General features: G+C 34.1%; 11 protein-coding genes. 5 read left to right on the top strand and 6 right to left on the bottom strand.

Annotated features, from left to right (window positions below):
- Positions 1–33 precede the first annotated feature (33 nt).
- Positions 34–927, bottom strand: a complete 894-nt coding sequence (locus tag IWX84_RS01460; protein ID WP_196848974.1) for a GLPGLI family protein — start codon at positions 925–927, stop codon at positions 34–36.
- 115 nt (positions 928–1,042) lie between these two features.
- Between IWX84_RS01460 and IWX84_RS01455 the strand changes: the two genes are divergently transcribed.
- From IWX84_RS01455 to IWX84_RS01445, 3 genes are all read left to right on the top strand, one after another.
- Complete coding sequence (locus IWX84_RS01455) at positions 1,043–1,837, top strand: hypothetical protein (protein WP_196848973.1); 795 nt, start codon at positions 1,043–1,045, stop codon at positions 1,835–1,837.
- Positions 1,837–2,451 carry a deoxynucleoside kinase gene (locus IWX84_RS01450; RefSeq protein WP_103998264.1) on the top strand — a complete coding sequence of 205 codons (615 nt, stop codon included), beginning with the start codon at positions 1,837–1,839 and terminating at the stop codon, positions 2,449–2,451. Before IWX84_RS01455 ends, IWX84_RS01450 begins: the two co-directional genes overlap by 1 nt.
- Before the next feature lie 201 nt (positions 2,452–2,652).
- On the top strand, positions 2,653–3,030 hold the full coding sequence (locus IWX84_RS01445; protein WP_196848972.1) for a hypothetical protein: 378 nt from the start codon (positions 2,653–2,655) through the stop codon (positions 3,028–3,030).
- Positions 3,031–3,145: 115 nt separating this feature from the next.
- Here IWX84_RS01445 and IWX84_RS01440 read toward each other — a convergent pair whose 3' ends face one another.
- Together IWX84_RS01440 and IWX84_RS01435 are read right to left on the bottom strand one after the other, a co-directional pair.
- Positions 3,146–5,605, bottom strand: a complete 2,460-nt coding sequence (locus tag IWX84_RS01440) for a sodium-translocating pyrophosphatase (RefSeq protein ID WP_196848971.1) — start codon at positions 5,603–5,605, stop codon at positions 3,146–3,148.
- Positions 5,606–5,716: 111 nt separating this feature from the next.
- Positions 5,717–6,247 carry an inorganic diphosphatase gene (locus IWX84_RS01435; RefSeq protein ID WP_113637499.1) on the bottom strand — a complete coding sequence of 177 codons (531 nt, stop codon included), beginning with the start codon at positions 6,245–6,247 and terminating at the stop codon, positions 5,717–5,719.
- A gap of 390 nt (positions 6,248–6,637) precedes the next feature.
- Here IWX84_RS01435 and IWX84_RS01430 point away from each other — a divergent pair, with 390 nt between their 5' ends.
- Positions 6,638–7,399 (top strand): outer membrane beta-barrel protein, encoded by a 762-nt coding sequence (locus IWX84_RS01430; RefSeq protein ID WP_196848970.1) that lies wholly within the window; start codon positions 6,638–6,640, stop codon positions 7,397–7,399.
- A 172-nt stretch (positions 7,400–7,571) separates the two neighbouring features.
- On the opposite strand, the gene IWX84_RS01425 is transcribed toward IWX84_RS01430, so the two are convergent.
- The 3 genes from IWX84_RS01425 to IWX84_RS01415 all read right to left on the bottom strand — a co-directional run bounded on the left by IWX84_RS01425 (position 7,572) and on the right by IWX84_RS01415 (position 11,864).
- Positions 7,572–8,180 carry a DNA-3-methyladenine glycosylase family protein gene (locus tag IWX84_RS01425; protein ID WP_196848969.1) on the bottom strand — a complete coding sequence of 203 codons (609 nt, stop codon included), beginning with the start codon at positions 8,178–8,180 and terminating at the stop codon, positions 7,572–7,574.
- Positions 8,181–8,314: 134 nt separating this feature from the next.
- Positions 8,315–10,801 carry a DUF5686 family protein gene (locus IWX84_RS01420; protein WP_196848968.1) on the bottom strand — a complete coding sequence of 829 codons (2,487 nt, stop codon included), beginning with the start codon at positions 10,799–10,801 and terminating at the stop codon, positions 8,315–8,317.
- Between the two features lie 61 nt (positions 10,802–10,862).
- Positions 10,863–11,864: a pyruvate dehydrogenase complex E1 component subunit beta gene (locus IWX84_RS01415; protein ID WP_317192088.1), complete on the bottom strand. Its 1,002-nt coding sequence runs from the start codon at positions 11,862–11,864 to the stop codon at positions 10,863–10,865.
- A 447-nt stretch (positions 11,865–12,311) separates the two neighbouring features.
- On the opposite strand from IWX84_RS01415, the gene IWX84_RS01410 reads away from it, so the two are divergent.
- Entirely contained in the window at positions 12,312–13,058 is a 747-nt protein-coding gene (locus IWX84_RS01410) for an electron transfer flavoprotein subunit beta/FixA family protein (RefSeq protein WP_196848966.1), read from the top strand.
- The last annotated feature ends 26 nt before the right edge of the window (positions 13,059–13,084 follow it).

The following is a 13,084-nucleotide window of genomic DNA, read 5'->3' as shown; positions in this document are numbered from 1 at the left end:
GATTATTAATTTTAAACTGTGAATTTAATTTTATTATCCTCCAATTCTCATACGCATTCCTCCATTTCCTCCGCGTCCATGGTTCATTTCTCTGAATTCTTCCATTTTTTTGATTACCGTTTCATCAAATTCTTTTTGAGAAATAACCTTTCCGTTTGTTGGTGGTTTTATTGCTGCTTTTTCTTTAGGATTTAAAACTACTTTCGAACATAAAATAACTGTTTTTCCATCATTTACTTCCAATATCAAACCAGGCAGTCCCCAATAGTTTTCCGGACCTTGATTTACGGGAATTTCAGGAGTGTACCATGCAGTGATTGTAATTTCTTTTGGCATGTCCAAATCATCCATGAAGCTCGTTTTCTTTTCTTTATCAGCAGGTTTCGCAACCTTAGCATCTTCTTTTTTTGGTCTGAAATTTCTAAAATCGGTTTTACTGGCAGGTCGGATTGCCGTAGCTTTAAAACAATTATAACCTCCAATAACTCGAGTTTCGGCCTCCATTTTCCATTTTAAATTAGGCAATGAATCTTTTACTAAAAATTCTTTTCCCATAAAATCTTTATCAACCGTATAAGATTTGTCTTTAACATTTTTATAGAAAGTTCCTCCGCCTCCCATCATTGAGGACATCATTCTCATCCCGTTACCTTGACCAGAACCCGGTGTCTCTAATTTTTCTTCCTCTTTGTATATTGATGCTGACTTGTCAAAATTAAGAATAAACGTTTTTTCAAACATTTTTTTCATTCTTTCTTCTATCATCTTTTGCATGTCTGGATTCATATCCTTATTTCCTTGCATTCGAGTTTTGAAATCAGAAGTGCTGGTTTTTGATTCATAAACCGCCATACCTTGAAATTCTTGTGCATGAATCCCCAAAGAGGAGGCTATAGCAAATACTAAAACGAAAATTATTTTATACATGATTATTAATTTTAAATGATAAGACGATAATCTCTTGTTTATGTTACAATTATACTGTTAAAATAACAATTAGACATGCACAATTGTATAAGGTTTAATTGTAATTTAGCATTCTATGAAGAATATTCTAATTCTGTTATTTACTGTCATTTCATTCTGTGGTGCTTTTGGCCAAAGCCAAAAACTAAATGCCACTAAAATTGACTCTATTCATTTGGATTGTGACCAATTTTTAGGCTACGACCAATTTGGTTTTTATTACTTTATTAAAAATAATGTTCTGTTTAAGGTTAAAGAAAAACAGTCATTCGAGTATAAGAATGTTTCTTTAGGTAGAATCACAAAAGTAGATTTGCTAAATCCGCTTACGATTGTGTTGTTTTATGAGAATTTCAATACCGTCATTTTGCTCGACAATCAATTGAATGAAACCCAAAAGATAAATTTTTCTGAAATTCCTATTCCAATAACAGTTGCTGCAATAGGATTAGCCTCTCAAAACCAACTTTGGATTTACAATAGCATGAATCAACAAATAGGTCTTTTTGATTTTTTAAAAAAAGAATATAAGACGGTTTCTATTCCGTTTGCCGAAAGCATAAAAATATACCATACTGATTTCAATACTTTTTATTGGATTGACGAAAAAAATAATTGGTGCACTTGTGATCCATTCGGGAAAATAGCCAATAAAGGAACAATACCTTCTTTTGATTCTATCGAAATAATAGATCAAAGCACCTATCTCTTTAGCAAGGACAAAAATCTCATTTATGAAGATGTTGCAAAGAGTCTAAAAATTGAAATTGAGATTTCAGAAAAAACGTTTAAAAAATTCTACTACAAAGACCAAATTTTATCTATTTTTACATCAGAGGGAATTACAAATTATAAAATCACAATACCGTAATGCACATAGCAGTAGCAGGAAACATTGGCTCAGGAAAAACAACTTTAACGCGTTTATTGTCGAAACACTTCAAGTGGGAACCCCATTTTGAAGACGTAGTTGACAACCCATACTTGGATGATTTTTACCATCAAATGGAACGTTGGTCCTTTAATTTACAGATATATTTTTTGAATAGTCGTTTTCGTCAAGTGATGCAAATTCGCGAAAGCGGTAAAAAAATCATTCAGGACAGAACGATTTATGAAGATGCTCATATTTTTGCACCCAACTTATATTCGATGGGTTTGATGACAAATCGTGATTTTCAGAACTACACTTCTCTTTTTGAATTAATGGAATCCACGGTTAAAGCACCTGATTTGCTGATTTATTTAAGAAGTTCTATTCCTAATTTAGTCGGGCAAATTCACAAACGCGGACGCGAATATGAAAACTCTATTTCAATTGATTATTTAAGCCGTCTAAACGAGCGTTATGAAGCCTGGATTCACACTTACAGCAAAGGAAAACTATTAATTATCGATGTAGACAACATCAATTTTGTCGATAATCCAGAAGATTTAGGTAACATCATCAATAGGATTGACGCCGAGTTACACGGATTGTTTTAGCATCTATTTTAGCGCTCTCCAAACTAGAGAGCGAAAAACTGAATATAATAAATGCCTTGCTGTTGCGAGGCATTTATAATTTAATATCTTTACTAATCAATAGATTACAAAAAATAGTGATTCATTTATCTTTTATAAAATTCATCTTAACTCAATTTATAAATTCTTGTTTTCTTCATATTAATTTAAAATTAAAAAATTATGAGTCAAAAGTATTTTAAAAGTAAAATTGTTTGTGTTTTATTAATTTTTGTTCTTCTGATGCAGAGTTGTGCGATTTATCAGAAGACATCGGTTTCTCTAGATGATGCTGTGGCTTCAAACAGGAAAGTATTAATTACTAAGACTGATGGAGCGAAACTTAAACTTAAAAGAGTGGAACTGACAGATGGAAAGTATTACGGGATAGTAAAAGTTGATGGCAAAACTGAAAAAATTATTTTAGTAGAAAATGACATAAGAACAATTCGAATTCTTAACAAAAGTGCCACAACAATAGGAACTTTTGGAATTGTTTTAGGTTCTTTAGTAATTACATTTCTTGTCGCCGCAGCGATTGCAGTAGTGCAAGTATATTAGGTTCTCGATCACTTGCATTTTTTGGACCTTCATTAATTGCTTTGACGTTTATATTCTCGTTTAAGCAAAAATGCCCCGCAATTGCGAGGCATTTATTATTTAACAACTAAATGTTTTATTTCAAGGCATCGATTTTGGCCTGAACTTCGGTATCTGTTCCTTCAAAATTCTGAGTAGTAACTTTCCCATTTATGGTTGTTTTGATTGTTGCTGTTACTTTTCCATCCCCATTTGTTTTTTCAATTGCAATTTCTTTAGAAACCATATTGTTCCCCATTGCTTTTGCATTCATGAATTTGCAATTTGCATTTGTACATCCTTTAGCGATACATTCGGCTGCAGACATTGAAGTACACATTTCAGAAGTAGCACAACAAGATGCGGTCGCAGAAATAGTATGGCTTCCTTCACCTAAAATTGGCGCAATTACCAATCCGATCAAACAAGTCAATTTAATTAAAATGTTCATTGACGGTCCAGAAGTATCTTTGAATGGATCTCCAACAGTATCTCCAGTTACCGCCGCTTTGTGCGCATCAGAACCTTTATATGTCATCTCACCATTGATTAAAACTCCTGCTTCAAATGATTTCTTAGCATTATCCCAAGCACCGCCCGCATTGTTCTGGAACACCGCCCAAAGCACTCCTGAAACAGTTACTCCTGCCATATAACCTCCTAACATTTCGGCGATTAATTGATTATTGTCTCCATAAACTAATTTTCCAAGTAAAACAATTGCAATTGGAAAACCAATAGTCAAAACCCCAGGCAACATCATTTCACGTAAAGCTGCTTTGGTAGAAATATCAACACATTTTGCATATTCCGGTTTTCCGGTTCCTTCCATAATTCCCGGAATTTCTTTGAACTGACGACGCACCTCATAAACCATATCCATTGCTGCTTTTCCAACAGAATTCATCGCTAAAGCCGAGAAAACTACAGGAATCATTCCACCCACAAATAACATCGCTAAAACTGGTGCTTTGAAAATATTGATTCCGTCAATTCCAGTAAAAGTTACATAAGCTGCAAATAAAGCTAATGAAGTTAATGCTGCCGAAGCAATAGCAAAACCTTTTCCTGTTGCAGCAGTAGTGTTTCCTACTGAATCCAAAATATCAGTTCTGGTACGCACTTCTTTTGGTAATTCACTCATTTCGGCAATTCCACCAGCATTGTCAGAAATTGGTCCAAAAGCATCGATTGCTAATTGCATCGCAGTTGTTGCCATCATTGCCGAAGCCGCTAATGCCACACCATAAAATCCTGCTAAAGCATAAGAAGTCCAAATTGCCGCAGCAAATAATAATATTGTTGGGAATGTAGAAATCATTCCAGTTGCTAAACCTGCAATTACGTTAGTTCCTGCCCCGGTTGCAGATTTTTGTACAATTGCCATTACTGGTTTTGTTCCTAATCCTGTATAATATTCCGTAACTGATGAAATGACAGCTCCAACAGTTAATCCAACAAGGGTAGCATAAAAAACTCTCATCGATGAAATATCTTGAATCCCTTCTCCGAAGAAATTCATTTTCATTGTCTCCGGTAACATATATTGTACTAAAAAGTAACACGCTACAGCAGTTAATATGATAGAAACCCAGTTCCCGATATTCAACGCTTTTTGAACTTGTTTTTCTTTTGCATTTTCATCAGTAATTTTCACTAACATCGTTCCGATGATAGAAAATAAAATTCCAAAACCTGCAATTGCCATTGGTAATAAAATAGGACCAATTCCGCCAAAAACATCTTGAATGTTTCCGCCCATGTCTTTAATCACATAATTCCCAAGAACCATGGCGGCCAAAACTGTAGCTACATAAGAACCAAATAAATCGGCACCCATTCCAGCCACATCTCCTACATTATCTCCTACGTTATCCGCAATGGTAGCTGGATTACGAGGATCATCTTCCGGAATTCCTGCTTCTACTTTACCCACTAAATCAGCACCAACATCGGCCGCTTTAGTATAAATACCACCACCAACACGAGCAAACAAAGCAATCGATTCGGCTCCAAGAGAAAACCCAGCTAATGTTTCCAGTACTTTGGTCATATCTTCTGATGAAGTCCAAACACCACCCATAAAATAATTATAGAAGAAAATAAAGAAACTTGTCAAACCTAAAACTGCTAAACCGGCAACTCCCAATCCCATAACCGTTCCGCCACCAAAAGAAACTTTCAGTGCTTGAGGTAAACTGGTACGTGCTGCTTGCGTGGTTCTAACATTAGTTTTTGTTGCGATTTTCATTCCCATATTTCCAGCAAAAGCAGAGAAAAATGCTCCAAAAATAAAAGCGACAACTATTAATATGTTGGTGGTATGGAATAAAAAAGACATTCCTGCAAGAACAATACTTGCTCCAACTACGAAGAAAGCTAACAATCTATATTCTGCTTTGAGGAAAGCCAAAGCGCCTTCATAGATATAATCTGAAATCTCTTTCATTTTACCGTCTCCAGCATCTTGTTTTAAAACCCAAGTTCTTTTGGCAAACATAAATGCCAGTCCAATAAATGCCATGACTATTGGCAAGTAAATCATTATTGTATTCATAATTTTGGTGTGGTTTTTGGTTATTTTCGTTAATGTAACGAAACGAAAATAAACAAAAAAGCAATACTCTTTACAGAATATTGCTTTATTTATAAAAATTATGAAAATTATTTATTTAATACTAAATAATCCTTCTGGTTTGTTTTCAATATCATTAAAACGTTTTGTACATTCTTTAATGATCGCATACGCTTCATTTACATCTCCCCAACCGCCAACATCTACTGTTTTATTTTCCAGATCTTTATATACTTGGAAAAAATGCTCGATTTCTTTTAATAAATGTGGATTCATATCAGATAAGTCATTTAATGAATTCCAGATTGGATCTGAAACCGGTACACAAATGACTTTTTCATCTGGTCCTTTATCATCTGCCATATGAAAAACACCAATTGGTTTTACTTCCATTACGCATCCAGGAAAAGTTGGTTCATTTACTAAAACCAAAACATCTAATGGATCTCCGTCTAAAGCTAATGTTTCCGGGATAAATCCGTAATCAGCAGGATACATCATGGATGAAAAAAGCATTCTGTCAAAACGCATTCTTTTTATTTCGAAATCATATTCGTATTTATTTCTACTTCCTCTTGGTATTTCGATTAAGACATCGAAAGTTGTTAATTTGTCTGCAGTCATTTTAATTTTTTCTTTTCTATAAATATCTTGCAAAAGTAAGCAAAATATAGGTTTTTACAATGAAAAAACCATGTTATCTCTGCATTAAATTTAACTTCTTACACGTAATTAATAAAAACATCTATTCAAATACTTTTTAACCCATTTCAATACCCAAAAAAATTAAAACAAAACAACATTCATAAGAAATTTTGTTATATTTTCGCTTGAAATTAAATTATATGACAGAATTTACATCTATATATAGATTACTTTATCCTGCCAAAATAAGAAATACAAAAAGTTTACAGGTAACTCTAAATAACAAATTAATCTCCGGAACCTATTTTATTCAAATAAAAACGGAAACTGATGTGATAAAAAAACAAATTATTCTAAATCGTTAATCTCATGATAAAAAAAATAATAGCACTACTTTTATTGAATATCCCCCTTTGGGGGAATGCTCAATCTATAGAAGATTGGCAAGTGGGGATTAATCTAAACCCTTTTTATTTTGATTGGAACAGTAACGATCAAGGACTCACTGATGTCCATCAAAACATCCCAAATGGGTTAGGTTTTGGTCTAACCGTAGAAAAAAATTGGAATACACATTGGGGTATAAAAACAGGTGTAGAATATTCTAAACAGAACAAAAAATATGATGATGCCCAGTACAGTGGAAATGTTTATCTGGCCGATATTAATATGGATTTTAAATATTACAAAATCCCATTAACTATTCAGTATTCACACCCAATAAACAAAAATAGATACCTAACATTCAATCAAGGTATCCAATTCTCTTTTTTAAATGATTACAAAACAACAATCGATGACGCGCTGCAAAGTACAATTTTCACACCTAATCAGAGGGTTTTCATCTCAAAAATTAATGCAAATGACTCCAATAACACAAATCCTGGGTGGATATATAAAAAAAACACATTTGGAATAATCGGTTCGGTTGGTATAAAAGGTTTTTTAACTAAAAAAATATCATATAGTACAAATTTGAGATATGAGTATGATTTAACTTATTCAGATTTAGATGAATATTACATTTTAAATAAGAATAAAGCTAACAATTTTAGGCTAGGATTAGAACTTGGTCTTCAATATCATTTTTCTTTAAAAGGGTGTGGTTTTTGTGCTTTGCAAAAACACTAAAAAATACTCAAACGCAATCTTAGAAAAACTTTAATTTTAATTATTTATTAAAAAACATCTGAGCAGGGTTTATCGCACTATTTTGCGTTTAAACCTTGCTTAGCTTGTTATTAAAATCTGTGTTTGATTACAATGAAAAAACCGTGTTTTATCTGCATTAAATTTTCAAAAATTAATATTGATACACTATCGTTCTATTTCGTTTTTTTAAATAATGGTGCCACAAAAAATACGTGGCAAAAGAACGATACGGACTCCATTTCATTGCGTGCGCTTCCATGGCACCTTTATCATGAATATCCAGCAGTTCCTTGATGGTATTTATTAACGCAATGTCTCCTAACGGCAATAAATCCGGGGCTTGCAGACAAAACATCAAGTAAATATCGATAGTCCAGTTTCCTATTCCTTTGATTTTTATGAGTTCCTGTCGTACTTGATCCGCTGTTTTGGCAGGCAAGCTTTCTAAATCTAAATCCTTGTTTAGTATTGCAATTGACAATGCCTTGATATAAGACGTTTTTTGACGGCTTACGCCAACGGTTCTAAATTCTTCATCCGATAAATCCAGTAGAATGCTCGGTTCAAAGATTTTTATCTTTTCTCTTAATTTTAAAAAAGTGGCTTTGGCTGAATCTATCGAGACTTGTTGTTCTAAAATCAACAACACTAAAGTCTCAAAACCTTGCGGTCTTTGTGGAATCGTGGGAAGTCCGTATTTTTCTATTATGATTTTGAAAATAGTATCTTTTCCTGAAAGATATTCTATCGCTTGTTGCATAATCTAATTTTTTTAGCCCAGATGGAAACGGCATCCTTTTTATCTCGTTTTGAAAACGAGATAAAAAGATATAGTGAACAGCTGGAAATAGCTCCAAATTCCGCTTATTATCCTAATGACAGATTGGTCAAGTATTAGAAATAAAAACCAAATGATCCTTTTACGGAAAAACGATTGGTATCCGGCGTGTTTAAATAACTGCCTCTCCAAGCCAAATCAATACGCAAAAATTTGAAAATATTCCCAATTCCCGCTTGGTATTCCCAATATACGTTCTCAGGTGCATTATAGGCTAACCCCGAAGCATTAATGGCTCTGTTCGCATCTGATATCGTTCCATATACTCCTCTTACCCCAATAATTTCCCTCCAATTGAGTTTTCTCATAAAAGGGATTCTAGAAAACAATCTTCCTTGAAAATTATGATTCCATTGAAATGTAGCATATTGATCCGTAATAAACTCATAATAATTCAGGTTACTAAAGCTACTTTCGTTAGAGAAAAAAGTTTGATTTCCTGGAATAACGCTCATCAATCCCAAAGGAATTGTACCAAAGGTTTTCCCCACCTCAACAATGATGTTTGAACGACCTAAAGGTCCTATTATGATGGGTTGTTTATAATAAAATTGGATTTTTTCGTATTTAAAATCACTATTGAAAAGACCTTTAAAGCCGTGACTGAAATTGACAAAAACATCACTAAATGGACTGTCCACAATATCTCGTTCTACAGCAAATCCAATCGCTTTTCTTTTGGGCGTAAAATTTACCCGAAAATTAACCTCTGATTGTTTGACATCGCTTTTCGTAATCGTTTGGGCTGCATCCGTATAATAATCCAAACTAAATGTAGGTGAAGCAGATTCTAAGGTTCGATAGGAAAATCCAGTTTGAAAGGTCAAGTTCTTGACTGGTTCAATTTCCAGACCAACAGTACTTAAATTAATGTTTGTCAGTTTACCATTATTCCCAGAAGCAAAAATCGTCGACGAAGCATTACTTCTACCCAAGACATCCGTTGATGTTGTTAAACTCGCGCCTATTTGTTCCACATCACGCCTGTTTCCTCCAGATAAAATAAGTCGGTTTTTCTTATCGACCATCCATTTTCCGGAAAATCCGTACTTGAATTTATCGTCTTTGAAACCATAGGCCATATACCCTTGTAATCGCCAAGTATCACCAGTACCAAAATAAGTTCTTGCTCCAGTGCGCAATCGAACACCTTCTACTTCGTTATATCCAAAAGTCGAAAAAATAGGGCCATAATCCAGATTGCCAAACTGCACATAACCACTGGCAAGCACTTTTACTGAACTCGTTATTTGTTTGAACTTCTTGACGGTCTTCAACGTGTCCAGCATTTTATAAACACCCAATTCATCTTTACTTAAATTTTCAAATCGGTTTTCATGCCAAAAATCATCTGTTTTTTCGTAAACTGATTTATCAACATAATTGACTTCATCTTTATAAAAAGAGGCTGGCTTCTCCTTATTAAATTCATGGTTTCTATACAATGAAGTTCGCTTTCCATAAAGTCCTTTTGATTTTTCTTTTTTGTTCAAAGCAAAATCAGACATAATATAATCGCGAGTCAATAAAAAGACGGAATCATTTACCACGTCAAATTCCTGCTCTAAATAGATGTCTTTTACCCAGTTGATATTGGCACTTTTGGTAACCGCTAGGTTAATCTTTTTGATAGCAAACGTGGTGTCATTTACCCAAAAATCTCCTTTGAAAGTCAGCTCGTTTTTACGACGAGGATAGAACACTATATTGTAGCACCATTTTTTATTCACAAACGCACTGTCTCTTAACACGTAATTATAAACATCAATTCCAGTAGTAGATAAAGGACTTGTAAAACTTTTGTCAAAAAAAGTAAGATGATTGTCATAGATATTATAATCCGAATACAAATCTTTTACAAAGGACAAAATTTGTTGATTCTCTTCAAAACCTGATGTTTTGTTAGCCTTCATCTTCTCTTTTACCTTCTTCAATTTAGTATCGCCATACACATCATATAACGCTTCATTGATAAAAACAGGCAAATAGGTTTTTCCGGTGATTTTAGAAGTATCCACTTGATCGAAAATAAATTCCATGCCTTTAAAAAGCTTACCTTTCATAAAAGCACTATCAATTGTATTCATATCAAACTCTACCTTTTCATACTTTTCCATTTGGTATTGAGCAAATAAATTCAAACCATTTTTGCGCTTGTGCGCCCAAATTTCCCTAAGAATATCTAATGCAGGATTGCTTTTCTTTGAAGTTTTACCCGTAAAAATTACTACTTCTTTTAAGCTTTCGGCTTCGCTCAACACAATTTTGAAATTATAATTCACCGGTTTATCCAAACTAACTTCCCTCTCAGAAAATCCCGCCGCAGATACAACTATTGTGGTATATGTTTTTGCTGATTCGATATAAAAACGACCGTCTTCATTGGTAACAATACCTTCGTACGAATCCTTGAAAACTACATTTGCAAAAGGAATAGGAAGATTTGTTTTATCGAGAACAATGCCGCTCACTTTTGTTTGCGCAAAAATGTCATTCGCAAAGGCGAATAAAAAAAGCAGACTTAATATTAGGATTTTTTTCATAATTGTAAAAAAAAACTCCATCAAATTTCTTATGATGAAGTTTCTTTAGTATTGTTATTGATTATTTGTACATTACTTTTTTTACCGCCTTAATCACATCGGTTGAATTTGGCAACCATTCTTTCAGTAATACTGGAGAATATGGCGCTGGTGTATCAGCAGTGGTGATCCTTTGAATTGGCGCATCAAGAAAATCAAAAGCACGCTCTTGAACGATATATGCAATCTCCGATGAAACACTTGCAAAAGGCCAAGCCTCTTCAAGAATTACCAATCGATTTGTTTTCTTAACCGAAGTTAAAATCGTTTCATGATCCATAGGACGAACGGTTCTTAAATCGATAATCTCACAAGAAATTCCTTCTTTCGCTAATTCATCGGCAGCAATATAAGCTTCTTTGATTATTTTTCCGAAGGATACAATCGTAACATCAGTTCCGGCACGTTTAATATCTGCAACACCAAGCGGTATTAAATATTCACCATCTGGAACTTCTCCTTTATCCCCATACATTTGCTCTGATTCCATGAAAATGACAGGGTCATTATCGCGAATTGCAGCTTTCAAAAGTCCTTTGGCATCATAAACATTAGAAGGAACCACAACTTTAAGACCTGGAGTATTTGCAAACCAGTTTTCTAAAGCTTGTGAGTGAGTCGCTCCTAATTGTCCTGCTGAAGCGGTTGGCCCACGAAAAACGATAGGCACATTAAATTGTCCACCAGTCATCTGACGCATTTTCGCCGCATTATTTATAATTTGATCAATTCCCACTAAACAGAAATTGAATGTCATATATTCTACAATTGGACGACACCCGTTCATCGCTGATCCTACTGCAATACCAGTAAAACCAAGCTCAGCGATTGGAGTATCAATAACTCTTTTTTCGCCAAATTCAGCAAGCATTCCTTTGGATGCTTTGTACGCACCATTATATTCAGCAACTTCTTCACCCATTAAGTATATGGACTCATCCAGACGCATTTCTTCACTCATCGCTTCGCAAATGGCCTCTCTAAATTGTATAGTTCTCATAGTTGTATATTGTACGTGTGTAATTTTCGAAAAGCAAAAATAAATATTTAAAATCACTTAAATGCATAAATCACTTTAAAATAATCACGAGCTATTTCCGGCTAACCGCTATATCTTCTTGCAGTCTAGTCCTAAAAAACTAGACTGCAAGAAGGATGCCGCTTTTATTCGGGCTACGAAATCGATGTAATACAGAAGAAATCCTTTTGTCAGTAATAATTACATTTGTTGAAGGGGCAAATCGAACGATTAAATTCCAGTTCATTTATTTTTTTTAACAATCCTTATCTTCACTAAAATAACTAAACGATTATCTACCAAAAGCTGTCTTCGTTAACCCAATAGCTAAATCTCGCTACCTAATTCCCGAAATCGTAATAGTTTAGGTAAAAAATATTATGCATGCATAGTATATATTCGAATTATTATTCTAATTTTGTAACAGCGATTAAGAAAATTAAATCTATAATTATGAAAATATTAGTTTGCATCAGTCACGTTCCTGATACTACTTCAAAAATCAACTTCATCAACGGAGACTCTGAATTTGATACAAATGGAGTACAATTTGTAATTAATCCAAATGATGAATTTGGTTTAACACGTGCTATTTGGTTCCAAGAACAACAAGGCGCAACAGTTACTGTTGTCAACGTTGGGGGACCAGAAACAGAACCAACTTTGAGAAAAGCATTAGCAATAGGCGCAAACGAAGCGATTCGTGTAAACGCAAATCCAAAAGACGGCTTTTTTGTTGCCAAGCAACTAGCTGAAGTAATAAAAAATGGCGGGTACGATGTTATCATCGCAGGAAAAGAATCTTTGGATTACAATGGCGGAATGGTTCCTGGAATGATTGCCGGTATTTTAGGTTATAACTTCTTGAATTCTTGTACTTCCCTAACGGTTGATGGTACCAATGTAAAAGCGGTTCGTGAAATTGACGGTGGAAAAGAAACAGTTGCTACCACTTTACCATTAATTATTGGTGGACAAAAAGGATTGGTTGAAGAGAAAGATTTGCGTATTCCAAATATGAGAGGAATTATGACTGCTCGAACTAAAGTCTTAACTATACTTGAGCCTGTAGATGCATCAACATCTACTAAAGCTATAAAATTTGAAAAACCGGCTCCTAGATCTGCAGTGAAATTAATTTCGTCTGACAATATAGATGAGTTAATCAATTTATTACACAACGAAGCGAAAGTAATCTAGTAATCAGTTTTCAGTCGCAGTTTTCA

The organism is Flavobacterium sp. CG_9.10, from assembly GCF_015752245.1.
In the GTDB taxonomy this organism is placed as follows: Bacteria; Bacteroidota; Bacteroidia; order Flavobacteriales; family Flavobacteriaceae; genus Flavobacterium.
Note: the sequence above shows the minus strand (reverse complement) of the source record. Positions and strands in the feature narration are given on the sequence as shown.

Coding starts and splice junctions, on each gene's coding strand:
- IWX84_RS01430 (WP_196848970.1), top strand. CDS start 6,638: ATGATAAAAAAAATAATAGCACTACTTTTATTGAATATCCCCCTTTGG.
- IWX84_RS01450 (WP_103998264.1), top strand. CDS start 1,837: ATGCACATAGCAGTAGCAGGAAACATTGGCTCAGGAAAAACAACTTTA.
- IWX84_RS01420 (WP_196848968.1), bottom strand. CDS start 10,801: ATGAAAAAAATCCTAATATTAAGTCTGCTTTTTTTATTCGCCTTTGCG.
- IWX84_RS01435 (WP_113637499.1), bottom strand. CDS start 6,247: ATGACTGCAGACAAATTAACAACTTTCGATGTCTTAATCGAAATACCA.
- IWX84_RS01440 (WP_196848971.1), bottom strand. CDS start 5,605: ATGAATACAATAATGATTTACTTGCCAATAGTCATGGCATTTATTGGA.
- IWX84_RS01410 (WP_196848966.1), top strand. CDS start 12,312: ATGAAAATATTAGTTTGCATCAGTCACGTTCCTGATACTACTTCAAAA.
- IWX84_RS01425 (WP_196848969.1), bottom strand. CDS start 8,180: ATGCAACAAGCGATAGAATATCTTTCAGGAAAAGATACTATTTTCAAA.
- IWX84_RS01445 (WP_196848972.1), top strand. CDS start 2,653: ATGAGTCAAAAGTATTTTAAAAGTAAAATTGTTTGTGTTTTATTAATT.
- IWX84_RS01455 (WP_196848973.1), top strand. CDS start 1,043: ATGAAGAATATTCTAATTCTGTTATTTACTGTCATTTCATTCTGTGGT.
- IWX84_RS01460 (WP_196848974.1), bottom strand. CDS start 927: ATGTATAAAATAATTTTCGTTTTAGTATTTGCTATAGCCTCCTCTTTG.